This is a genomic window from Streptomyces sp. NPDC102274, from assembly GCF_044766385.1.
Classification (GTDB): Bacteria; Actinomycetota; Actinomycetes; order Streptomycetales; family Streptomycetaceae; genus Streptomyces.
Genome location: NZ_JBIWLW010000023.1, coordinates 72,108 through 92,930 on the forward strand (window position 1 = coordinate 72,108; position 20,823 = coordinate 92,930).

Annotated in this window: 20 protein-coding genes; 11 read left to right on the forward strand and 9 right to left on the reverse strand. The window is 72.1% G+C overall.

Annotation, left to right across the window (positions count from 1 at the left end; all coding sequences use genetic code 11):
- Positions 1 to 41 precede the first annotated feature (41 nt).
- Positions 42 to 329 carry a hypothetical protein gene (locus tag ACIRQP_RS27455; protein ID WP_403893932.1) on the forward strand — a complete coding sequence of 96 codons (288 nt, stop codon included), beginning with the start codon at positions 42 to 44 and terminating at the stop codon, positions 327 to 329.
- Positions 330 to 382: 53 nt separating this feature from the next.
- Here the strand turns inward: ACIRQP_RS27455 and hutH are convergent, their stop codons facing one another.
- From hutH to ACIRQP_RS27480, 5 genes are all read right to left on the reverse strand, one after another.
- Positions 383 to 1,930, reverse strand: coding sequence for a histidine ammonia-lyase (gene hutH, locus ACIRQP_RS27460; RefSeq protein WP_403893935.1), 1,548 nt, complete (start codon positions 1,928 to 1,930; stop codon positions 383 to 385).
- Positions 1,931 to 2,661: 731 nt separating this feature from the next.
- A complete protein-coding gene (locus ACIRQP_RS27465; RefSeq protein ID WP_403893938.1) occupies positions 2,662 to 3,831 on the reverse strand; it encodes a diguanylate cyclase domain-containing protein in 1,170 nt (389 codons plus the stop codon).
- Between the two features lie 81 nt (positions 3,832 to 3,912).
- Positions 3,913 to 4,713 (reverse strand): enoyl-CoA hydratase/isomerase family protein, encoded by an 801-nt coding sequence (locus ACIRQP_RS27470; protein ID WP_403893941.1) that lies wholly within the window; start codon positions 4,711 to 4,713, stop codon positions 3,913 to 3,915.
- Between the two features lie 129 nt (positions 4,714 to 4,842).
- The gene (gene pepE / locus ACIRQP_RS27475; protein WP_403893944.1) at positions 4,843 to 5,571 is read right to left on the reverse strand and encodes a dipeptidase PepE; all 729 of its coding nucleotides are present in this window, start codon (positions 5,569 to 5,571) and stop codon (positions 4,843 to 4,845) included.
- A gap of 99 nt (positions 5,572 to 5,670) precedes the next feature.
- A complete protein-coding gene (locus tag ACIRQP_RS27480) occupies positions 5,671 to 6,495 on the reverse strand; it encodes an IclR family transcriptional regulator (protein WP_403893946.1) in 825 nt (274 codons plus the stop codon).
- Positions 6,496 to 6,898: 403 nt separating this feature from the next.
- Between ACIRQP_RS27480 and ACIRQP_RS27485 the strand changes: the two genes are divergently transcribed.
- The 3 genes from ACIRQP_RS27485 to ACIRQP_RS27495 all read left to right on the forward strand — a co-directional run bounded on the left by ACIRQP_RS27485 (position 6,899) and on the right by ACIRQP_RS27495 (position 10,669).
- Entirely contained in the window at positions 6,899 to 7,855 is a 957-nt protein-coding gene (locus tag ACIRQP_RS27485; RefSeq protein ID WP_403893949.1) for a DUF1177 domain-containing protein, read from the forward strand.
- A gap of 404 nt (positions 7,856 to 8,259) precedes the next feature.
- Positions 8,260 to 9,864, forward strand: coding sequence for an OPT family oligopeptide transporter (locus ACIRQP_RS27490; protein WP_403894119.1), 1,605 nt, complete (start codon positions 8,260 to 8,262; stop codon positions 9,862 to 9,864).
- Positions 9,865 to 9,946: 82 nt separating this feature from the next.
- On the forward strand, positions 9,947 to 10,669 hold the full coding sequence (locus ACIRQP_RS27495) for an AroM family protein (RefSeq protein WP_403893952.1): 723 nt from the start codon (positions 9,947 to 9,949) through the stop codon (positions 10,667 to 10,669).
- Positions 10,670 to 10,799: 130 nt separating this feature from the next.
- Here the strand turns inward: ACIRQP_RS27495 and ACIRQP_RS27500 are convergent, their stop codons facing one another.
- Positions 10,800 to 11,951 carry an adenylate/guanylate cyclase domain-containing protein gene (locus tag ACIRQP_RS27500; RefSeq protein ID WP_403893955.1) on the reverse strand — a complete coding sequence of 384 codons (1,152 nt, stop codon included), beginning with the start codon at positions 11,949 to 11,951 and terminating at the stop codon, positions 10,800 to 10,802.
- Between the two features lie 232 nt (positions 11,952 to 12,183).
- Positions 12,184 to 13,062, reverse strand: coding sequence for a biotin--[acetyl-CoA-carboxylase] ligase (locus ACIRQP_RS27505; RefSeq protein ID WP_403893957.1), 879 nt, complete (start codon positions 13,060 to 13,062; stop codon positions 12,184 to 12,186).
- 118 nt (positions 13,063 to 13,180) lie between these two features.
- Here ACIRQP_RS27505 and ACIRQP_RS27510 point away from each other — a divergent pair, with 118 nt between their 5' ends.
- The 4 genes from ACIRQP_RS27510 (at position 13,181) to ACIRQP_RS27525 (ending at position 15,995) form a co-directional block, all read left to right on the forward strand.
- A complete protein-coding gene (locus tag ACIRQP_RS27510) occupies positions 13,181 to 14,794 on the forward strand; it encodes an acyl-CoA carboxylase subunit beta (protein WP_403893961.1) in 1,614 nt (537 codons plus the stop codon).
- 22 nt (positions 14,795 to 14,816) lie between these two features.
- The gene (locus ACIRQP_RS27515; protein WP_403893964.1) at positions 14,817 to 15,023 is read left to right on the forward strand and encodes an acyl-CoA carboxylase epsilon subunit; all 207 of its coding nucleotides are present in this window, start codon (positions 14,817 to 14,819) and stop codon (positions 15,021 to 15,023) included.
- Positions 15,024 to 15,175: 152 nt separating this feature from the next.
- Positions 15,176 to 15,304 (forward strand): morphogenic membrane protein MmpB, encoded by a 129-nt coding sequence (gene mmpB / locus ACIRQP_RS27520; RefSeq protein ID WP_403893967.1) that lies wholly within the window; start codon positions 15,176 to 15,178, stop codon positions 15,302 to 15,304.
- A gap of 76 nt (positions 15,305 to 15,380) precedes the next feature.
- The gene (locus ACIRQP_RS27525; protein ID WP_403893970.1) at positions 15,381 to 15,995 is read left to right on the forward strand and encodes a nucleoside triphosphate pyrophosphatase; all 615 of its coding nucleotides are present in this window, start codon (positions 15,381 to 15,383) and stop codon (positions 15,993 to 15,995) included.
- Positions 15,996 to 16,020: 25 nt separating this feature from the next.
- On the opposite strand, the gene ACIRQP_RS27530 is transcribed toward ACIRQP_RS27525, so the two are convergent.
- Positions 16,021 to 16,428, reverse strand: coding sequence for a RidA family protein (locus ACIRQP_RS27530; RefSeq protein ID WP_403893973.1), 408 nt, complete (start codon positions 16,426 to 16,428; stop codon positions 16,021 to 16,023).
- Positions 16,429 to 16,526: 98 nt separating this feature from the next.
- On the opposite strand from ACIRQP_RS27530, the gene ACIRQP_RS27535 reads away from it, so the two are divergent.
- On the forward strand, positions 16,527 to 16,907 hold the full coding sequence (locus ACIRQP_RS27535; protein WP_403893975.1) for a winged helix-turn-helix transcriptional regulator: 381 nt from the start codon (positions 16,527 to 16,529) through the stop codon (positions 16,905 to 16,907).
- 27 nt (positions 16,908 to 16,934) lie between these two features.
- On the opposite strand, the gene ACIRQP_RS27540 is transcribed toward ACIRQP_RS27535, so the two are convergent.
- The gene (locus tag ACIRQP_RS27540; protein WP_403893977.1) at positions 16,935 to 17,360 is read right to left on the reverse strand and encodes a hypothetical protein; all 426 of its coding nucleotides are present in this window, start codon (positions 17,358 to 17,360) and stop codon (positions 16,935 to 16,937) included.
- Positions 17,361 to 17,709: 349 nt separating this feature from the next.
- On the opposite strand from ACIRQP_RS27540, the gene ACIRQP_RS27545 reads away from it, so the two are divergent.
- The gene (locus ACIRQP_RS27545; RefSeq protein WP_403893980.1) at positions 17,710 to 19,464 is read left to right on the forward strand and encodes an acetyl/propionyl/methylcrotonyl-CoA carboxylase subunit alpha; all 1,755 of its coding nucleotides are present in this window, start codon (positions 17,710 to 17,712) and stop codon (positions 19,462 to 19,464) included.
- 90 nt (positions 19,465 to 19,554) lie between these two features.
- Complete coding sequence (locus ACIRQP_RS27550) at positions 19,555 to 20,136, forward strand: TetR/AcrR family transcriptional regulator (RefSeq protein WP_403893983.1); 582 nt, start codon at positions 19,555 to 19,557, stop codon at positions 20,134 to 20,136.
- Positions 20,137 to 20,823: the final 687 nt, after the last annotated feature.

The following is a 20,823-nucleotide window of genomic DNA, read 5'->3' on the forward strand; positions in this document are numbered from 1 at the left end:
CACCCAGCCAATTCGGCGTTGCCACAAGGGGGATCGATCACGTGTCCATCGCGCGCCGACCGCTCCTGACAGCTACCGCCGCCGGCACCCTGCTCTGCGCCCTGTGGTTCGTACCCTCGGCGAAGGCCACCGAGGAGCAGAACGGTCCGCGCGAGCAGTCAGCCGCGTCCGCTCACAGCCTCACCGCCGGCGAATCCGGCCAACCGACCCTCGCCGATACGGGCGGCGTGGACACCACGCCGTATCTGGTCGGCGGGAGCCTCTGTCTCGGGATCGGCGCGGGGTTCGTCGCGTACTCCGCACGCAGAGGTGCCCGCGCGTCGCTCTGAGACGCCTACACGTGAAGGGGCCGCCCGGCAGAACCCGGCGGCCCCTCAGTACCTCAGGCCAGCGGCCCGGTCACCGGTTCGACCGCGGCGACGAGCCCGCCCCCGCGCACGAACGCGTCGGCCCCGGCGAGATCGGGCGCGAGGAAGCGGTCGGGTCCCGGCCCCTGGACACCCGCGGCGCGCAGACCGTCGATGGCCGCCTGGGAGGCGGGCGCGGGCGTAAGCCCCGTACGCAGTTCGATCGCGCGCGTCGCGGCGTACAGCTCGACGGCGATCACACGGGTCAGGTTGTCGACGGCGGTACGGAGCTTGCGCGCGGCCGACCAGCCCATGGAGACATGGTCCTCCTGCATCGCGGAGGACGGGATCGAGTCGACCGAGGCCGGCACCGCGAGCCGCTTCATCTCGCTGACCAGGGCGGCCTGGGTGTACTGGGCGATCATCAGCCCCGAGTCGACGCCCGCGTCATCGGCGAGGAAGGGCGGCAGGCCGTGCGAGCGGTTCTTGTCCAGCAGCCGGTCCGTACGGCGCTCCGCGATGGAGCCGAGGTCGGCGGCGGCGATCGCCAGGAAGTCCAGCACATACGCCACCGGGGCGCCGTGGAAGTTGCCGTTCGACTCCACCCGGCCGTCCGGGAGGACCACGGGGTTGTCCACCGCCGAGGCCAGCTCCCGGTCGGCCACGACGCTCGCGTACGCCAGCGTGTCCCGGCCCGCGCCGGCGACCTGCGGGGCACACCGCACGGAGTAGGCGTCCTGGACCCGGGGGGCGTCGTCCTGCTGGAAGTGCCCGGTCAGCCCGGACCCCGCGAGCACCCGCAGCATATTGGCGGCGCTGGCGCCCTGGCCCGGGTGCGGGCGGATGGCGTGCAGCTCGGGGGCGAGGACCTTGGCGGTACCGAGCAGAGCCTCCAGGCTCAGCGCGGCGGTGATGTCGGCGGAGGTGTAGAGCCGCCGCAGATCGGCGATCGCCATGACCAGCATGCCGAGCATGCCGTCGGTCCCGTTGAGCAGCGCGAGCCCTTCCTTCTCCCGCAGCTCCACCGGCTCGATCCCGTGCGCCGCGAGCAGCTCACCCGCGGGCCGTACGACGCCGTCGGAGCCTTCCGCGTCGCCCTCGCCCATCAAGGTCAACGCGCAGTGGGAGAGCGGCGCGAGGTCCCCGGAGCAGCCGAGCGAGCCGAACTCGTGCACCACGGGCGTGATCCCCGCGTTCAGCACCGCGGCCATGGTCAGGGCCACGCTCGGGCGCACGCCGGTACGCCCGGAGGCCACGGTCTTGAGCCGCAGGAACATCAGCGCCCGCACGACCTCCCGCTCGACTAGGGGCCCCATCCCGGCGGCGTGCGATCGCACGATATTGCGCTGGAGCTGAGCCCGGAGATCCTGACCGATCCACCGGGTGGCAAGCGCCCCGAACCCGGTGGACACCCCGTACACCGGCTCGGGCTTGGCGGCCAGCGCGTCCACGACCTCCCGGGCGGCGGCGAGCGCGTCGAGGGCCTCGGCGGAGAGCTCAACCCGGGCGTGGCCCCGGGCTACGGCGACGACATCCTCGGCGGTAGTCCCGGACGTCCCCACCACGACAGTGTGCATATCCATATTCAGGAGCGTACGGACTGAATCGCAGGGTGTCACCTCCCGGGGTGCGGGTGCGGTGCGCCTCCGGCGGGGGGCGGGTGCGAGTGCGGGTGCGCCTCCGGCGGAGGTGCGGGTGCGTGGTCATGTGCCGGGGCCCGGGGCCTCCGGAGGTCCGTGTCCGGACTGCGCTGCGATCGATATGCGACTCCGTCGCGTGGTCACCGCGCTCCGCGCGAGCTGCGACGCTTTACGTCCGGACACGCACCTCCTCCGACCCCGACCCCCTCCCCCCGGCGGTCGCCTGCCCCCACCGCCCGGCTGAGGGATCGGGGGTGGGTGCGGCCCGGTGGCCCCGGCCACTCACCGCCTCAGCACGGGTGCGTGGGCCGGTGCGGGAGGATGCCGCCGCCTCCCCCGCCCGCCCCGCGCACGGACGGCTCGCTTGTGCGGGCGGTGAAGGGGGGCGCGCAGGGGTCGTGTCCGGGACACTGAAGCGTGATGTGTGGCGCGCGACCGCCCGTATCCAAACGCTGGGCAGCTGCGCGCCGTAAATCATGCCGTCCAGGGCGCGAGCCCCGGAGCGGCACCCGGCGACAACCCGCACCCGGAAACCGGCCCCAGCCGAAACGAACCCCGCACCGCGCCCCCGCCGGACGGCGCACCGCGGCACCCGGCGACAACCGGCACGCAACCACCGGCCCCAGCCGAAACGAACCCGAACAACGCCCCCCGCCGGAAAGCGCACCGCGCCCCTAACCACGACCCCCCGCCGGAGGCGTTGGCCGGTCACGGAAGCGCCTCCTGTCTCGTTCCCCCCGCGCCGGCGTCGGCGCGTCCGCCAGCCGCAGTACCGCCCCGTCCCGCCCCGCTACCACCGGCCCTCCCGCCCGCGCCGCCTTCGCCCGGTACTGCGCCGCGTCCGCCAGCCGGAACAGCCGTCGTGCCGACCGCACCTCCCCGATCGGATCCCCCGTCGACGCGATCCCGCACGCCACGCCCTCCCCCAGATCCAGCCCGGCCGCCCGCTCGCACAGCTCGGCCGCCACCGCCAGTACCTCGTCCGACGTCGGCCCCACCGTCAGCAGACAGAACTCGTCCCCGCCCAGCCGCGCCGCCAGCGCGCCGGGAAGCCGCGCGCCGCATACGGACAGCAGCGTGGCGAACCGTTCCAGCAGGCGGTCACCGACCGCATGGCCCTGGGTGTCGTTCACCTTCTTGAGGCCGTTGAGATCGCAGACGACCAGGCTGACGACGGCCCCCTCCTCCCGGTACCGCCCGATCGCCTCGTCGAGCCGTACGTCGACCGCGCGCCGGTTCGCGAGGCCTGTCAGCGGGTCGGTGAAGGCGAGCCTGCGGACCTCTTCGAGCCGTTCCGTCTGGGCGATCCCCGCCGCCACCACCGACGCGATGACGGTCGCGAAATCCGCGTCGGCCGCGTCGAACACCGGCGCCTCCGCGGGCCTCGCCACATACAGCTCGCCCCATGCCCGCCCGTGGAGCACGATCGGCGCGACGACGCAGCAGCCGCGGCCACGCCTGCGCAGCGCGGCCACGCGCTGGTGGTTGTAGCCGGGCCCGCCCGAGACCCCCGGTGCCGGTCCCGCCACGGTCTCGACCCATGCCTGGGGCCCGCCGCCCCCCGCCCACCTCTCGTGCAGGAACTCCGCGATCTCGGGGAACTGATGGACGGGGTACGTCTCGTCCTCGGGGAACTCCTCCTCCCCGTCCGCCCGCGCCCCCGCGTTCACCAGCACCTTGAGCCGGCCGCGTTCCCGCTCCCACACCGACAGCGCCCCGAAGCTTCCCCCGAGCGCCTCCAGCGCGCCCTGCGCCGCGGCCCGCCAGGACTCGATCGCCGTGGGGGCCGCCCCCATCGCCTGAGACAGTTCCACGATGGCGCGCAGTCGCCCATCCACTCCCATCGCCCCACCTTAAAACGGTTTGACGGGATTTGATCATCCGGGCCGGTGGGTGATCCGAACGCGTTCACCCACAGAGCGCGTTCACTCTCCCGGCCACTGCGGCTTCCGCTTCTCGTTGAACGCGGCGACGCCTTCCGCCCGGTCTCCGGAGAACGCGACGGACCGCCACGCGGCGTCCTCGACCTCAAGCCCCGCCCGCAGGTCGAGTCCGTGCCCGAGCCGCAGCGCGCGCTTGGCGGCGCGCAGGCCGACGGGCGAGTTGGCGGCGATACGGCCGGCCAGGGCCAGGGCCTCGTCCCGGTCGGAGCCCTCGTCCACGAGCTGGTCGACCAGCCCCAGCGCCGTCGCCTCGGCCGCGGCCACCCGCCGTGCCGTGAAGACCAGTTCCGCCGCGCGCGCGGCGCCGACGCGGCGCGGGAGCAGCTGCGTACCACCGCCGCCGGGAATCACCCCGACCGACACCTCGGGCAGCCCCACGACCGCGGTGGTGTCGGCGACGATCAGATCGCAGGCGAGCGCCAGCTCGAAGCCGCCGCCCAGCGCGAAGCCGTGCACCGCCGCGATCGTCGGCATCGGCAGTTCCAGTACGCCGGTGTACGCGGCGCGCGCGGTCGGCCGCTGGCGCACGAGTTCGGCGTCGCTGAGGGAGTTGCGCTCCTTGAGGTCCGCGCCGACGCAGAAGGCACGCGCGTGGGTGGAGGTCAGCACCGTGACCCGTACACCCCGGTCGGCGCCGAGCGCGGCGCACGCGGCACCGAGGGACCGGGCCAGCTCGGTGGAGACGGCGTTCATGGCCTTGGGCCGGTCAAGGATCAGTTCGGCGACATGCCCGTGCCGCCGTACGACGACGAACTCCCCGAACCTCTGCTCAGCCTCGGTCATGACCGCACCCTCCCGGTTAACGACAGTTCACTTCGTCGGGGCCGATCCTGACACACGGTGAGGGCGCTACCGGCGCCGGTAGTGCCCTCACACCGCGAGGCCGTGATGGAGCTCACGCCGTGCGGAGGCTCACACGGCCGTGTCGAAGCGCGGCCGTTCCCCGAGCAGCGCGCTCAGATCGTGCCCCGGCCGGATCTCCGCCGGCTCCGCGTCCCTGCGGAAGACGACGGCGCCCGCCTCGATGCCGCCGAGGGTCAACCGGTCGGTCTCACGCCGCAGCCAGGTGCCCTCCCGCAGGCCCACCACCGGCACGTCGTTTTCCTCCAGGAACTGCTCCAGCCGCTGCCCCCGGGTCTCCCCCATGTGTGCCGTGTCCGGCCTGGCGTCCAGGTAGTGCGGGTTGATCTGGAACGGCAGCAGCCCCAGCGCCTCGAACGACGGCGGCTGGACGATGGGCATGTCGTTGGTGGTCCGCAGGGTGGGGCAGGCCATGTTCGTGCCCGCGCTCGACCCCATGTAGAGGGCGCCCGCGCCGACCCGCTCTCGTATCGTCGACACGAGGTCGTGCTCGTACAGGGCCTTCAGCAGCCGGAAGCTGTTGCCGCCCCCGACGAAGACCGCCTGGGCGTCCCGTACCAGCGCGGCCGGGTCCCCGGCCGTGTGCGCGCCGGTCACCTCGACCCCCAGCGGGGCCAGCGCCTCGGCGACCTGAGCCGTGTAGCCGTCCCGGTCGGCCAGCGCGTACGGCACGAAGACCAGCCGGCGGACGCCGCCGAGCGCCTCGTCGATCTCCGCACGGGCGTGTTCGAGGTAGCCGCGGCCGGGCGCGGTGGAGTTGGAGAGCAGCAGCAGACGCATGGTGGCCTTTCGTCAGGAGGAGTGGGCGACCGCCGGGCCGCGGAGGACGGCGCGGTCGGGCTTGTCGAGGGACCCGGCACGGTCGGGCTTTCGGTGCGGTCAGCGTCGGCCCGGCGCACCGGATCCGCGCGGACGCAGCGGGGTCAGCAGCTTGCCCAGATCCGCCGCCGCCTGGAGCAGCGGGGCGACCAGGTCCGCCTTACGGGACCTGAGCGCATCGAGGGGGCCCGCCACGGACAGCGTGCCGACCGCGCGTCTGCCGACCGTCACGGGAGCGGCCAGCGCCGCGGTCTCGGGGTCGTACTCACCCTCGGAGTACGCGTAGCCGTCGCGCCGCACCTCGGCGAAGCGTTCCTCCAGCAGGGCGGGATCGGTCAGCGTACGGTCGCTGAACCGCGCGATGGGCCGACCGTACAGCAGTGCCGCCCGGTCGCCCGGCGGGAGCATACCGAAGTAGGCCCGGGAGGTGGCCCCGGCATGGGCCGGGTACAGCTCGCCCGCGAGGCCGTAGATCCGCAGTGGTCCGGTCGCCCCGTCCACCGCCGCCACACAGCGCATGTGCACCCCGTCCGGCACGGCGAACAGCGCGCCCACCCCCACCGCCTCGGCCATGGCCCGCAGCGTGGGCCGCACCAGGCTCGCCATGCCGCCGTCCCGCTCCCAGACCCGGGCCAGGTGCCAGACGGCGGGTCCGAGCCGGTAGCGCCGGGTGAGCGGGTCGGAGACCAGGAACCCCCGGTACGCGAGGGCGGCCAACAGCCGCTGGGCCACGGACTTGTCCAGGCCGAACTCCGCCGCGACGTCGGAGACCCCCCACTCGGGGTGCTCGCGGTCGAAGGAGAGCAGCAGGCTCAGGACCCGGTCCGCGGTCTGGAGCGGGGGAGGAGCGCCGTGCGCGGGCGTTACGGAAGTGCTGTCGGACATTCCGCCAGCGTAAACAATCTCGTATATAGAGAAAACATTGCGCTCAGTGCGGCGTGAGGAAGATTCTGTGCCCCGTTGGCGTGACACCACCGCGAACGGGCCCCTTCCCGGGCGAGCCGGCGCCTCCACGGGCCTCCCGCGCTCCTCCGGTGTTCCCGTACCGGTCTGCCTGGTCAGCCGGTCCGCCGGTCCCGCCTGGTTCGTCGGTCGCCGTACGGGACACCCCCGTACGGGACCCGGGACCAGGCGCCGGCCCGGGGGCGATCGTGGTGACGCCGGCCGACAGTCGCGCGGAACCACCTCGACGAGGCGAAGACGCCCCGGACCGGCTCCCGCGCGGCCCTACCCGCTGCCCGTCCGGTCGGGCAGCCGCACCGGCCCGACCTCACCGAGAGGCACTCTCTTGCTCAAGTACGTCCTCGACGTCATCGAACTCCTCGACCGCCCCCAGACGAGCGGCGAACTGCTGGCCGAGCACCTGCGCTCCGTACAGGCCGCGGCCAGCGCCGACCCGGCGACGGCACCGTCCGTCGAGGTTCGTACAGTCAGCGGCGACAAAGGCAGCACGGATTTCGTCTCCGTGACCGTGCCCGGTCGGCGGGGACGCACCAACGGCGGGGACGCGCCGACCCTCGGCATCCTCGGCCGGCTTGGCGGGGTGGGCGCCCGCCCCGAGCGCGTCGGGCTGGTCTCGGACGCCGACGGCGCGGTGGCGGCGCTGTCCGCCGCCGCGAAGCTGCTCGACATGCACGCGCGCGGCGATGTGCTGGACGGCGATGTGACGCTCTCCACCCATGTGTGCGGCTGGGCTCCGACGCGTCCGCACGACCCGGTGCCCTTCATGGATTCCCCGGTGGACACGCTGGTGTGCAACCGTGAGGAAGTCTCCGCCGAGATGGACGCGGTGATCTCCATCGACACCACCAAGGGCAACCGGCTGCTCAGCCATCGGGGAATCGCCCTGTCACCGACCATCTGCCAGGGCTGGATCCTGCGGGTCAGCGAGGACCTGCTGTCCGTGCTGGAGACGGTGACGGGCGAGCCCGCGCGTGTCCTGCCCGTCACGACGCAGGACATCACCCCGTACGGCAACGGCGTGCACCACATCAACTCCATCCTGCAGCCCGCCGTAGCCACCGACGCCCCGGTCGTCGGCCTCGCGATCACGGCCGGTACGGCGGTGGCCGGCTGCGCCACCGGCGCCAGCCACGAGACCGACATCGAGGCGGCGGCGCGGTTCGCGATCGAGACGGCGAAGGAGTTCGGGCGCGGGGGCGCCCAGTTCCTGGACCCGGAGGAGTTCGACCGCCTGGTGGAGCTGTACGGGCCGATGACCCGGCTCCAGGCCCTGGAGCCCTGAACCGGCCGACCGCTCCGGCCGTCCGATCGCCGGACTGCCGGAGCCGCTGGGCCGCCGGAGGCGCCGGACCGGGCCCGACGTGCCCTACCGCCTCCTGACTCCCCCCGAGCCCGTCCTGACCGCTTCGTTCCACACCGTGTTCGTTCCACACCGTGTTCGTTCCACACCGTGATCGCACCCTGATCGCGCCCTGATCGCACCGTAAACCCCGTGGCTCCTGGCCACTTCTGCCGCCCCGTGGCCGTCGCACCGCGCCGTCCCCCTGGCCAACTGGAGTCCCTTTGAACCCGAGAGCCTCGACCAGCCCGCCGCCGAACACACCGACCTCGTCCTCCGCGCCGGAGGCGACACCGGCCAGGCATCCCCGGGCCTTCGAACCGATCACTCTGATCATCACAGTCGTGATGTCGGTCCTCGGCGCACTGATCGGCATCGTGCTGATCACCACGCTCGGTGTGTCCCCCAACACGGCGGTGATCGGTGCGCTGATCGCGATGCTGATCGGTCGGATCCCGCTGGGCATGCTGTCGCGGATGCGCTCCCAGCACCGGCAGAACCTGGTGCAGTCCGCTATCTCGGGCTCCACCTTCGCGGCGGCCAACTCGCTGCTGACGCCCATCGCGGTGCCGTTCGCGCTGGGACGTACGGACCTGGTCTGGCCCATGCTGGCCGGCGCCGCCATCGGGCTGGCCGTGGACAGCTGGGTGCTGTTCCGGGTGTTCGACTCCAGCCTGCTGCCCGCCACCAACTCCTGGCCGGCGGGCGTCGCCGCCGCCGAGACCATCAAAGCGGGCGACACCGGTGGGAAGAAGGCGGTGGTGCTCGGCGTCGGTGCGCTCGTCGGCCTGGTTGGTGCGCTGTTCAAGTTGCCCACCAGCGCGGCGGGCGTCGGGTTCCTGGGGAACATCTGGGCGCTGCTGATGTTCGGCATCGGTCTGACCGTCGCCGAGTACGCGCCCGACGTGCTGCACACCGACCTCTCCGCCGCGCATGTACCGCACGGCCTGATGATCGGCGCGGGACTCGTGGCGCTGGTGCAGGCGCTGCTGCTGATGCGGAACCGCGGGGGCGGCGGCAAGGACGCGGGAAGCGAGGCCCCCGGGAGCGTGGCCGGGGACGCGCGGAGCGAGGTGCGGGGGGACGAGCCCGGTCGTACCGTCGGCACCGCGCGACTGCGCCTCGGCCTGCTGGAAGGCATGGCGCTGTTCCTGGGCGGCGCGGTCGTGGTCGCCGTCACGGGCGGTGTGGCCGGCGGACTGTCCGTACCCGGGCTGATCGGCTGGGTGCTGCTGGCCGCCGTCGCCGCGATCGTGCACCAGCTGATCGTGGGGCTGGCGGCGATGCACTCCGGGTGGTTCCCGGCCTTCGCCGTCACCCTGATCGTGCTGATCGTCGGGCTGGTGCTGCACATCCCGACCGTGCCGCTCGCCCTGCTGGTCGGCTACACCGCCTCCACCGGCCCCGCCTTCGCCGACATCGGCTACGACTTCAAGGCGGGCTGGCTGCTGCGCCGCGACGCCACACCGTGGCACGTCTTCGAACTGGACGGGCGGCGCCAGCAGTACCTGGCGCAGCTGGTCGGTTTCGCCGTGGCACTCGTCGTGGTCGCCCTGGCCTGGAAGTCGTTCTTCTCCGACGGACGTGTGCCGCCGGTCGCCGAGGTGTACGTCACGACGATCAAGACGGGGCTGGACCCCGGCACCATGCAGACCATGCTGCTCTGGGCGATCCCCGGAGCGCTGGTCCAGTTCCTGGGCGGCCCCTCCCGCCAGATGGGTGTGCTGCTGGCCACCGGTCTACTCGTCGCCACGCCGAACGCCGGCTGGATGGTGCTCGGCGCGCTGGTGATCCGCCAGGGCTACACGATGTGGCGCCGACGCGGGCTGACCGACCGGACGGCCCGCAAGGAGTCCGACGAGAAGGCCGAGAACGACCTGTCGCTCGTCGGCGCGGGCTTGGTGGCGGGCAGCTCGCTGAACGACGTGGGGCAGCTGACGAAGGCGCTGTGACGAAAGTGCTGTGACCCGGGCGCGCTCATTCGCCCGGCCTCTTACGGTGCCCCGAAGGCGCGAAGACTCGAAGGAGAACGCTGTGCACGCACCCGACACACTCGCGCTCGGTCTGGTCACCATCGGCCAGGCGCCCCGTACCGACCTGCGTTCCGACGCCGAGCCGCTGCTGCCGGGCGTGCGGTTGGTCGAGCACGGGGCGCTGGACGATGAACGGTTCGACGGTGAGGCCGGGAGCGGGACCCGGCGGCGGCTGGCGCCCGAACCGGGAGAGGCCCCGCTGGTCTCCCGGCTGCGCGACGGCGATTCCGTGCTGCTCGGGCACGCGGCGATCGTCCCGCGGATGGCGGAGGCCGTTGCCCGTGCCGAGCGCGACGGCGCCGCCGCGACCCTGCTCCTGTGCACCGGCAACTTCCCCGCCGTCGAAGCCGCCCGGCCGCTGCTGTTCGCCGAACCGCTGGTGCAGCGGGCCGTCGCGGCCATCGTCGGCGACGATCCGGTGGGTGTCCTCTGCCCCCACCCCGACCAGGCCGAGGACGTGGCCCGCCGTTGGTCCAAGGTACTGCCCGGGAAGGTCGGGGCCGTCGGCGCCGACCCGTACGCACCCCGGGAACGCGCCTTGGCGGAGGTGGCCGAGGCGGCCCGTGCGCTGACCGGCGCGGGAAGTTCCTGGCTGGTGCTCGACTGCATCGGCTACACGGAGGAGATGCGGCGCACGGCCGCCCGTACCGCGGGCCGGCCCGTCCTGCTGGCGCGTGCCCTGGCGGTGCGCATGGCGGCCGAGGTAGTGGCGGCCTTCGGCTGATACGCCGTCGATTCATCCTGGCCGGCACCGGGTTGACCGGGACGGCCCGTCGGCGTACCGATGATCGGCGCGGGCTCCGCCGCCGCGAGGGCGGAGCCCGTCCGGCCGATCTTCGTGGGCCGGACGGGACCTAGGTGGTCCGGCGCCCCATGAGCCAGGGCTCCACCACACCCAGCCCGCGCACCGGCCGCTGCCACATCGGCTGGAGCCCGAAGCGGTACGTGGGCAGCGATGTGCCCTCCTTCTCGGCCTTCGCCGCGGCCTCCGCAGCCTGCGCCTCGGAGGCCGGGGCGTCGCCCGTGCGGATCAGCTCCTCCGCGAACGCGCCGTCGACCAGCACCGTGTCCTTCGGCGCTATCGACGTCAGCCGGCTCGCGAGGTTCACGGTCGTCCCGAACACGTCGCCCATCCGCGTCGTGACCGTCCCGAACGCGATCCCCACGCGCAGCGCCGGCATCGATGCGTCATGGGTCATGGTCTCTATCAGCCGCAGCGCTATCTCCGCGGCCGTTCCCGCGTCGTCCGCCGCGAACAGGACCTCGTCACCGAGGGTCTTGATCAGCCGGCCGCCGTGCGCGGCGACGAGGTCGGCGGCGGTCGTCTCGAACGCCTCGACCAGCTCGCCGAGCTCCTCCTCCTCCAGCCGCCGGGTCAGCCGGGTGAAGCCGACGAGGTCGGCGAAGCCGACGGCGAGCCGACGGTCGACCATCTCGTCGTCGTCCGCGGCCTGGACGACGCGGCCCGTGGCGGCGGCGAGCTGGCGCCGCCACACGTATACGAGGAACTCCTCCAGCTCGGGCAGGAGCAGCTCCACCAGGGGGTACGTGACTTCCGTACGGGTCATGCCGGGCTCGGGCGGCTCGGTCAGGCCCTCCAGGAAAGAATCGATCTGCCACTCCGCCAGCCGAGCGGTGGTCTGCCCGGTCGAGCGGGCGACCTGGATCGCCATCGGCTCGCTGAGCAGCCCCGCCTCCACCAGACCGGCGAGCCGCCGCAGGGCCAGTACGTCCGCTTCCGTGAGCGCCTTGGCCTGGCCGATGTCGGCGAAGCCCATGGCGCGCCAGAAGCGGGAGGCGAGGTCCATGGAGACCCCGGCGGTACGGGCCGCCTGGAAGGCCGTGTAGCGGCGGTCCGCGCCGAGGATCAGCTGTTCGAGGCGGATGGCCAGCGGGTCGTCGGACGGCTCGGCCGTGTGGTCGACGACATGGTGGGGAGTGGGGTGTACCGAAGACTCCGACGGCGGCTGCGCGTCCTCGCCGGAAGTCGAATCGTCGACGGTCACCAGCCGCCTCCTGCCCGTTCCCTGCGCACTGCCCTGCCGATCTGTCGTGGACCGCCTCAACGATACGGCAGATGTGCGCTGGCTCACGTATCGCGGGGGCGCCTGAATCCGGGCGCGATCGTCCGGTCACGGGCCGTCGCCGGTGGCCGCCGGTGGCCGGCCCGGCGACGGCTCCATATGCGTCCCGCATATGCCTATGTCAGAGGACGTCTTCGAACGGACAACGCGCACCTCAGGCGACCGGCCGCAGATGCACGATGTCGCCCGCGCCGACCGGATGTCTGGCGCCGTCCTCGGTCGCGACCACCAGCCGTCCGTCGCCGTCCACGGCCACCGCCTCGCCCACCAGCTCGCGGTCGCCCGGCAGGACCGCCCGTACCGTGCGGCCCAGCGTCGCGCACCCCGCCGCGTATGCCTCCTGGAGTTGGGAGAGCCCCGGGTCGCCGCCCGCCTCGCGCCACTCGCCGTACCACCGCTCCAGGGACCGCAGGACCCCGCGCAGCAGAGTGTCGCGGTCGAGGGACACCGCGTTCGCCAGGGCCAGCGAACCGGCCGCCGGTACGGGCAGTTCCGCCGCGTGCAGCGAGACATTCACGCCGATGCCCACCACGACCGCGTCGTCCCCCGCGCGCTCCGCGAGGATCCCGCCGGCCTTCCGCTCCTCGCCGTCCACGGTCACCAGCAGGTCATTGGGCCATTTGAGTGCCGTGTCGACGCCCGCGGCCCGCGCCAGCCCGGTCGCCACGGCCACTCCGGTCAGCAGCGGCAGCCAGCCGTAGCGGTGGACCGGTACGCCGGGGCCCGGTCTGAGCAGCACGGAGAAGAAGAGTCCGGAGCGCGCGGGCGCGGACCACCGCCGGTCCAGCCGGCCGCGGCCCGCCGTCTGCTCCTCGGCGATCAGTACGGTGCCCTCCGCGGCTCCCGGTGTGCCGTCGGCGCCCGCCATGGCCCGCGCGGCCAGATCGGAGTTGGTGGATCCGGTGGCGGCGACCACGTCGAGCGAGCTCCACAGGCTGCCGGGCCGGATCAGCCCGCGGCGCAGCGCGCGCTCGTTCAGCGGGGGTCGTTCGAGGTCGGACCAGCGGCTCTCTGGTGCATGGGGATCCGTCATGCAAGCCACCCTAGGTGTGGCAAACACCGCACTGCCGAACGGTATCCGCGCCGATACCCTACGGATCAGTAGCACCCGGAAGACCCGCATCCGTGACCCCGCAGGGAGCCGCATCCCGATGTCCGAGCCGGAAAACGCCCGAGGAATCCCCCACGGAACCGCCGCCCACACCACCGCGGGCAAGATCGCGGACCTCCAGCGGCGTATCGAGGAAGCCACGCACGCGGGTTCCGCGCGCGCCGTGGAGAAGCAGCACGCCAAGGGCAAGCTGACGGCCCGCGAGCGGGTCGATCTGCTGATGGACGAGGGATCCTTCGTCGAGCTGGACGAGTTCGCCCGGCACCGCTCCACCAATTTCGGCATCGAGAAGAACCGCCCGTACGGGGACGGGGTCGTCACCGGCTACGGCACGGTCGACGGCCGTCCGGTCTGTGTCTACTCGCAGGACTTCACGATCTTCGGCGGCTCGCTCGGCGAGGTCTACGGCGAGAAGATCGTGAAGGTCATGGACTTCGCGCTGAAGACCGGCTGTCCGGTCATCGGCATCAACGACGGTGGCGGCGCCCGGATCCAGGAGGGCGTGGTCGCCCTCGGTCTCTTCGCCGAGATCTTCCGCCGCAATGTGCACGCCTCGGGCGTCGTGCCGCAGATCAGCCTTATCGTCGGCCCGTGCGCGGGTGGCGCGGTCTACTCCCCCGCGATCACCGACTTCACGGTGATGGTCGACCAGACCTCGCACATGTTCATCACGGGCCCCGATGTCATCAAGACGGTGACCGGCGAGGACGTGGGCTTCGAGGAGCTGGGCGGCGCCCGTACGCACAACACCACCTCCGGCGTCGCGCACCATATGGCGGGCGACGAGAAGGACGCCATCGAGTACGTCAAGTCCCTGCTGTCGTACCTCCCCTCGAACAATCTGTCCGAGCCGCCCGCCTTCCCCGAGGAAGCCTCGCTGGAGCCGACGGACGAGGACCGCGAGCTGGACACACTGATCCCGGACTCCGCGAACCAGCCGTACGACATGCACGCGGCCGTCGAGCACGTACTGGACGACGCCGAGTTCCTGGAGACCCAGGCGCTGTTCGCACCGAACATCATCACGGGCTTCGGCCGGGTCGAGGGTTTCCCGGTCGGGATCGTCGCGAACCAGCCGATGCAGTACGCGGGCTGTCTGGACATCAACGCCTCCGAGAAGGCCGCGCGTTTCGTCCGTACGTGCGACGCCTTCAATGTGCCGGTGCTGACGTTCGTGGACGTCCCGGGGTTCCTGCCGGGGGTCGACCAGGAGTACGGCGGCATCATCCGGCGCGGCGCCAAGCTGATCTACGCGTACGCCGAGGCAACGGTCCCGCTGATCACGGTGATCACCCGCAAGGCCTTCGGCGGCGCCTACGACGTCATGGGTTCCAAGCATCTGGGCGCCGACCTCAATGTGGCCTGGCCGACCGCGCAGATCGCCGTGATGGGCGCGCAGGGCGCGGTGAACATCCTGCACCGCCGCACCATCGCCGCGGCCGGTGATGTGACGGCGCAGGAGGAGACACGCGCCGAGCTGATCCAGGAGTACGAGGACGCGCTGCTCAATCCGTACGAGGCGGCCGAGCGCGGCTATGTCGACGCGGTCATCATGCCCTCGGAGACCCGGGCGCACATCGTCAGGGGCCTGCGTCAACTGCGGACGAAGCGGGAAAGCCTGCCTCCGAAGAAGCACGGCAACATCCCCCTCTAGGGCTCCGGGAAGGGCGCTGACAGTGATCAAGGTCGTACGAGGAAATCCGACCCGGGAGGAGCTGGCCGCCGCACTCGCGGTGGTTCGGGCCCGCGCGGCGGCGATGGCGGACTCGCCGTCGGACGCGGCCGAGCCCCCGGCCGAGTGGTCCGCCCCGACGCGGATCGCCCGCCACCGGCTCCCCGAACCGGGGCCGCGGGCGTGGGCGCGTACGTACTGGCCCGGATAGGCACCGGTGTCCTCGGCCCGCACGGGGCCGAGGACAGGGCGCGGGCCGGCGTTCCACGCGCCCGCGAGCCCGCGAGGATAGGCCGCCGGCACCGGAGCGCCTGAGTACACATACTCAGGCGCTCCGGACCCGGCGGCCGGAGTATCGGTCCCATGCTGTGGTCCGACCCGGAGAACGAGCCCCCCAGGGAGATGCGCGACGCGCAGCTCATGCTGCGCCGCGCCGGTGTGGTGCTCGCGCTGGCGGTGGTGCTGGCGATGGTCGTGCTCGGCCTCCGCTGATCACCTCGCGCCGATCACCTCCCGCCGATCACCTCCCGCGGACCTCCCCCGTACCGGCCGGACGCCGCGACCTACGATGGCCCGCATGACCGATCAGCGCCGCCGGCTCGTTCTCGCCTCCGCCTCACCCGCACGTCTCGGACTGCTCAGGCAGGCCGGGCTCGCCCCCGAGGTGATCGTCAGCGGCGTCGACGAGGACGCCCTCTCCGCCCCGACCCCCGCCGAACTGGCGCTCGTTCTGGCCGAGGCCAAGGCCACCGCCGTGGCCGCGCTCCCCGCGACGGCCGGCGCGCTGGTCGTCGGCTGCGACTCCGTCCTCGAACTCGACGGCGAGGCGTTCGGCAAGCCCGCCGACGCCGAGGAGGCCACCGCCCGCTGGAAGTCGATGCGCGGACGGGCCGGAATCCTGCGGACCGGTCACTGCGTGATCGATACGACGACCGGCCGCCGTGCCGCCGAGACCGCCTCGACGACCGTCCGCTTCGGGAATCCGACGGACGCCGAGATCGCCGCGTACGTCGCCTCCGGCGAACCCCTCCATGTCGCGGGCGCCTTCACCCTGGACGGCCGTTCCGCGCCCTTCGTCGACGCGATCGACGGCAACCACGGCAATGTCATCGGTCTGTCGCTGCCCCTGCTGCGCCGGCTGCTCGGCGAGCACGGCGTCACGATCACCGACCTGTGGGCCTGAGCCGACCCGCGAGCGCCTCCCCCCGTCAGTCGATGACCGCGGTGGCTTCGATCTCCACCAGATGGTCGGGTACGTCCAGTGCCGCGACACCCACCAGCGTGCCCGGCGCTACCGGGGTGACCCCCAGCTTCGCGGCCGCCCGAGCCACCCCCTCCATGAACAGGGGCATCTTGTCGGGGGTCCAGTCGACGACGTAGACGGTCAGTTTCGCGACGTCCTCGAAGGAACCACCGACCTCGGCCAGCGCGGTGCCGACGTTGAGGTAGCACCGCTCGACCTGAGCGGCGAGGTCGCCTTCGCCGACCGTGACCCCGTCGGCATCCCAGGCGACCTGCCCGGCGATGAAGACCAGCTTCGATCCGGTCGCGATCGACACCTGCCGGTAGGCACCTATTTCCGGCAGTCCGCTGGGGTTCACCAGAGTGATGGCCATGCTCTCCGTCTCCTTGTGGTCTCTTGTGGTTACTGGAGAACCGTAGGAGAGTGGGCGCTGACGTGGAAGAACGCACTTTTCAGTGACTGGGGAACCTCGTGGTGACCAAGCAGTTCGAGGGCTCGCCCAACGATGCCGACCTGACGCGCGCGGACTCTCTGGCACGGGAGATCTTCTCGGACGTCGCCAATAAGTGGGGGCCCCTGATCATCGGGTTGCTCGGTGAGAGCACCCTGCGCTTCGGCGAGTTGCGCGATGGAATCGAGGGCATCAGCCACAAGATGCTCGCCCAGAACCTGCGCACGCTGGAGCGCAACGGCCTGGTCGACCGGACCGTGTACGCCACCGTGCCGCCGCGGGTCGAGTACACCCTCACCGAGCCGGGCCGAGCGCTGCTGGAGACGGTCCACGGAATGTGCGGCTGGACCCAGCAGTACCTCGGTCACATCGAGGACTCCCGCCGCCGCTTCGGCGCCTGACGGAGGAGCGCTCGGCAGAGGCCGGAATCAGGCGGGGGCCGGCTTGTCGTCCGCCGTCGCCCGCTCCGGTTCGTACCCCACCAGCACCAGCACGATCAGCCCGAGCACGACCATCATGAACGCGAAGGCGCTCCACCCCACCGGCCCCACGGCCACCGCGCCGAGCACCCCGTGCACGACCGCGCAGGTGATGAGCGCGATCCTGCCGAAGCGGCCCGGAACGCGGTCCTTGAGGGCCGTACGTAGCAGAATCGCCGCGACGAGCACGAGATAGCCGCCGAAGACTCCCCCCATCACCCACGTGCCGAGAGACATGGCGGACGGATCGAGTCCGGCCAGGGACATCCGCTGATTGTCGACAATCGTCGCCAGCACGCCATTGACGAATACGATGCCCCCCGCCTCGAGCAGCAGGACGATCGCGGCCACCCAGGCCACCGGTCTGCGCGCCACGGCGCCCACCCTCTTCCCCTGTTACCGGTAGTACGTTCGACATCACGCACGCTACTAACCGGTAAACCTGCGGACAAGGGCCCAGGCAGGTGCAGAGATTCATTCGGCCATTCGTAGGGACTCCACAAAGAATCGCGATCCGCCGAGGGGTAGTCGGACAGAGAGGTGGACCACATCCGAGCGCTACTGTGCGACGGGGGATCCCGGCGTACCGTGGTGCCACAAGGGATTTCGCCCCCTGAGTGAGCCTCGAACCACGCTCCGTGTGGGCAAGCTCTCCATTGGGGACGGATCCATGGGGCGTGTCGGCAGTCCCTAAACTCAGCTTGTTTTCAAGGAGGGAGCCATCGTGCGCAAGGTGTTGATCGCCAACCGTGGCGAGATCGCTGTCCGCGTTGCCCGTGCCTGCCGGGATGCCGGGATCCAGAGCGTGGCCGTGTACGCGGACCCGGACCGGGACGCCCTGCACGTCCGCGCGGCCGACGAGGCGTTCGCCCTGGGCGGTGACACCCCGGCAGCCAGCTATCTGGACATGGCCAAGGTGCTCCAGGCGGCCAAGGACTCCGACGCCGACGCGATCCACCCCGGCTACGGATTCCTGTCCGAGAACGCCGAATTCGCGCAGGCCGTGCTGGACGCCGGGCTGACCTGGATCGGCCCGCCGCCGCAGGCCATCCGTGACCTCGGCGACAAGGTCGCCGCCCGCCACATCGCCCAGCGCGCCGGTGCCCCGCTGGTCGCAGGCACCCCCGACCCGGTCTCCGGCGCGGACGAGGTCGTCGCGTTCGCCGAGGCGCACGGCCTGCCGATCGCCATCAAGGCGGCCTTCGGCGGCGGCGGACGTGGCCTCAAGGTCGCCCGTACGCTCGAAGAGGTCCCGGAACTGTACGAGTCGGCCGTCCGCGAGGCCGTCGCCGCCTTCGGCCGCGGCGAGTGCTTCGTCGAGCGCTACCTCGACAAGCCCCGCCACGTCGAGACCCAGTGCCTGGCCGACTCCCACGGCAACGTCGTCGTCGTCTCGACCCGCGACTGCTCCCTCCAGCGCCGCCACCAGAAACTGGTCGAGGAAGCCCCCGCCCCCTTCCTCTCCGACGCCCAGAACGCCCAGCTGTACACCGCGTCCAAGGCGATCCTCAAGGAGGCCGGCTACGTCGGCGCGGGCACCGTCGAGTTCCTCGTCGGCACCGACGGCACGATCTCCTTCCTGGAGGTCAACACCCGCCTCCAGGTGGAACACCCGGTCACCGAAGAGGTCACCGGCATCGACCTCGTCCGCGAGATGTTCCGCATCGCCGACGGCGAAGCCCTCGGCTACGACGACCCGGCCGTGCGCGGGCACTCCTTCGAGTTCCGCATCAACGGCGAGGACCCGGGCCGCGGCTTCCTGCCCGCCCCCGGCACCGTCACCACCTTCGCCCCGCCCGCCGGCCCGGGAGTCCGCCTGGACGCGGGCGTCGAGTCCGGCAGTGTGATCGGCCCGGCCTGGGACTCCCTGCTCGCCAAGCTGATCGTCACCGGCGCCAGCCGCGAACAGGCCCTCCAGCGCGCCTCCCGCGCCCTGAACGAGTTCACGGTCGAGGGCATGGCCACGGCGATCCCCTTCCACCGCAAGGTCGTCACCGACCCCGCCTTCACCTCCGACCCGTTCACCGTCCACACCCGCTGGATGGAAACGGAGTTCACCAACGACATCCCGCCCTTCGCGGCCCCCGCCGACGCCGAGACCGAGGACGAGCCCGGCCGCGAGACGGTCGTCGTCGAGGTCGGCGGCAAGCGCCTCGAAGTCTCCCTGCCCACCAGCCTGGGCATGACCCTGGCCCGCACCGGCCTCGCCGCCGGCGCCAAGCCCAAGCGCCGCGCCGCCAAGAAGTCCGCCTCCGCCGCCTCCGGCGACACCCTGGCCTCCCCGATGCAGGGCACCATCGTCAAGGTCGCCGTCGAAGAGGGCCAGGAGGTCAAGGAAGGCGACCTTGTCGTCGTCCTTGAGGCCATGAAAATGGAGCAGCCCCTCAACGCGCACCGCTCCGGCACCATCAAGGGCCTCGCCGCCACGGTCGGCGCGGCCCTCACCTCCGGCGCCACCATCTGCGAAATCAAGGACTGACCCACGTCGAGGCCCCGCCCGCATCCGGCGGGGCCTCGGCGTGTGCGGTGGCATCCTTGACGCCACGGGTGGAGACAGAGAGGACCCCCAATGGCGAGCAGTACGGCACCAGCGCTGCCCAGACCCATGCGCGCCGACGCGCGCCGCAACTACGAGCGCCTGCTCACGGAAGCCCGCCGCACCTTCGCGGAACACGGCACGGACTCCTCCCTGGAGGACATCGCGCGCCGCGCGGGCGTCGGCATCGGCACGCTCTACCGGCACTTCCCGAACCGCCACGCGCTGATGAACGCGGTCTTCCAGGAAGCGCTCGCCTCCCTCATCGAGCGCTCCCGCGAACTCGCCGAAGCGGAACAGCCGTGCGGTGCGCTGGTCGAATGGCTGGGTGCGCTCATCACTCATGCGGGTGAGTACCGCGGGCTCTCGCAGGCGCTCATGTCGGCCTCCCACGACAAGAGTTCGGCGCTGTCGCAGTGCAGCGTGCCGATGCGCGAGGCGGGCGGGCGCCTCCTGGTACGGGCGCAACGGGCCGGCCATGTACGGCAGGAGGTCTCGATCGAGGACCTGCTGCAACTCACCAACGCGATCGCCTTGGCGGCGGAACAGACCCCGTCCGACCCGCACTTGGCGGAACGCCTGCTCCGACTGACACTCACGGGCCTGCGCCCCTGAGGGCGGTGCGCCTTCCGGCGGGGGGTCGCGGTACGGGTTGCGTTCGTTTTCGCCTCGGGCCGGTTTCCGTGTGCGGGCTGTCGCCGGGTGGCGCTCCGGTCCTCGCGCCCGGGACGGCATGATTTACGGCGCGTGACGGGCCACAGTCAGGGCACGGGCGGTCGCGCGCCACACATCACGCTTTAGTGTCCCGGACACGACCCCCGCGCGCCCCCCCTTCACCGCCCGCACAAGCCACGGGGTCGTGCGCGGGGCGGGCGGAGGCGGTGGCATCCTCCCGTACCGAGCCCGATCGCTCCGCCAGGACGGGCGAAGTAGCCAGGCTCTGGCCGCACCGGCCCCCTCACCCCCGCCGAGATGGCGAGTGGCCGGGGCCACCGGGCCGCACCCACCCCCAACCCCCCCCCCAGCCGTGCGGCGAGTGGGAGCCGACCGCCGGGGGGAGGGGGTCGGGGTCGCAGGAGGTGCGTGTCCGGACGTAAAGCGTCGCAGCTCGCGCGGAGCGCGGTGACCACGCGACGGAGTCGCATATCGATCGCAGCGCAGTCCGGACACGGACCTCCGGAGGCCCCGGCCCCCGGCACACGACCACGCACCCCGCACCGCACCCGCACCCCGCACCGCACCCGCCCCCCGCCGGAGGCGCACCGCACCCCGCCGGAGGCGCACCGCACCCGCACCCCCCGC

What these genes read in the sequence shown, in the direction of transcription:
- hutH (WP_403893935.1), bottom strand. Translation starts at nt 1,930, where the DNA reads ATGGATATGCACACTGTCGTGGTGGGGACGTCCGGGACTACCGCCGAG.
- ACIRQP_RS27465 (WP_403893938.1), bottom strand. Translation starts at nt 3,831, where the DNA reads ATGGGAGTGGATGGGCGACTGCGCGCCATCGTGGAACTGTCTCAGGCG.
- ACIRQP_RS27470 (WP_403893941.1), bottom strand. Translation starts at nt 4,713, where the DNA reads ATGACCGAGGCTGAGCAGAGGTTCGGGGAGTTCGTCGTCGTACGGCGG.
- pepE (WP_403893944.1), bottom strand. Translation starts at nt 5,571, where the DNA reads ATGCGTCTGCTGCTGCTCTCCAACTCCACCGCGCCCGGCCGCGGCTAC.
- ACIRQP_RS27480 (WP_403893946.1), bottom strand. Translation starts at nt 6,495, where the DNA reads ATGTCCGACAGCACTTCCGTAACGCCCGCGCACGGCGCTCCTCCCCCG.
- ACIRQP_RS27490 (WP_403894119.1), top strand. Translation starts at nt 8,260, where the DNA reads ATGTCGGTCCTCGGCGCACTGATCGGCATCGTGCTGATCACCACGCTC.
- ACIRQP_RS27505 (WP_403893957.1), bottom strand. Translation starts at nt 13,062, where the DNA reads ATGACGGATCCCCATGCACCAGAGAGCCGCTGGTCCGACCTCGAACGA.
- ACIRQP_RS27510 (WP_403893961.1), top strand. Translation starts at nt 13,181, where the DNA reads ATGTCCGAGCCGGAAAACGCCCGAGGAATCCCCCACGGAACCGCCGCC.
- mmpB (WP_403893967.1), top strand. Translation starts at nt 15,176, where the DNA reads ATGCTGTGGTCCGACCCGGAGAACGAGCCCCCCAGGGAGATGCGCGAC.
- ACIRQP_RS27525 (WP_403893970.1), top strand. Translation starts at nt 15,381, where the DNA reads ATGGCCCGCATGACCGATCAGCGCCGCCGGCTCGTTCTCGCCTCCGCC.
- ACIRQP_RS27530 (WP_403893973.1), bottom strand. Translation starts at nt 16,428, where the DNA reads ATGGCCATCACTCTGGTGAACCCCAGCGGACTGCCGGAAATAGGTGCC.
- ACIRQP_RS27550 (WP_403893983.1), top strand. Translation starts at nt 19,555, where the DNA reads ATGGCGAGCAGTACGGCACCAGCGCTGCCCAGACCCATGCGCGCCGAC.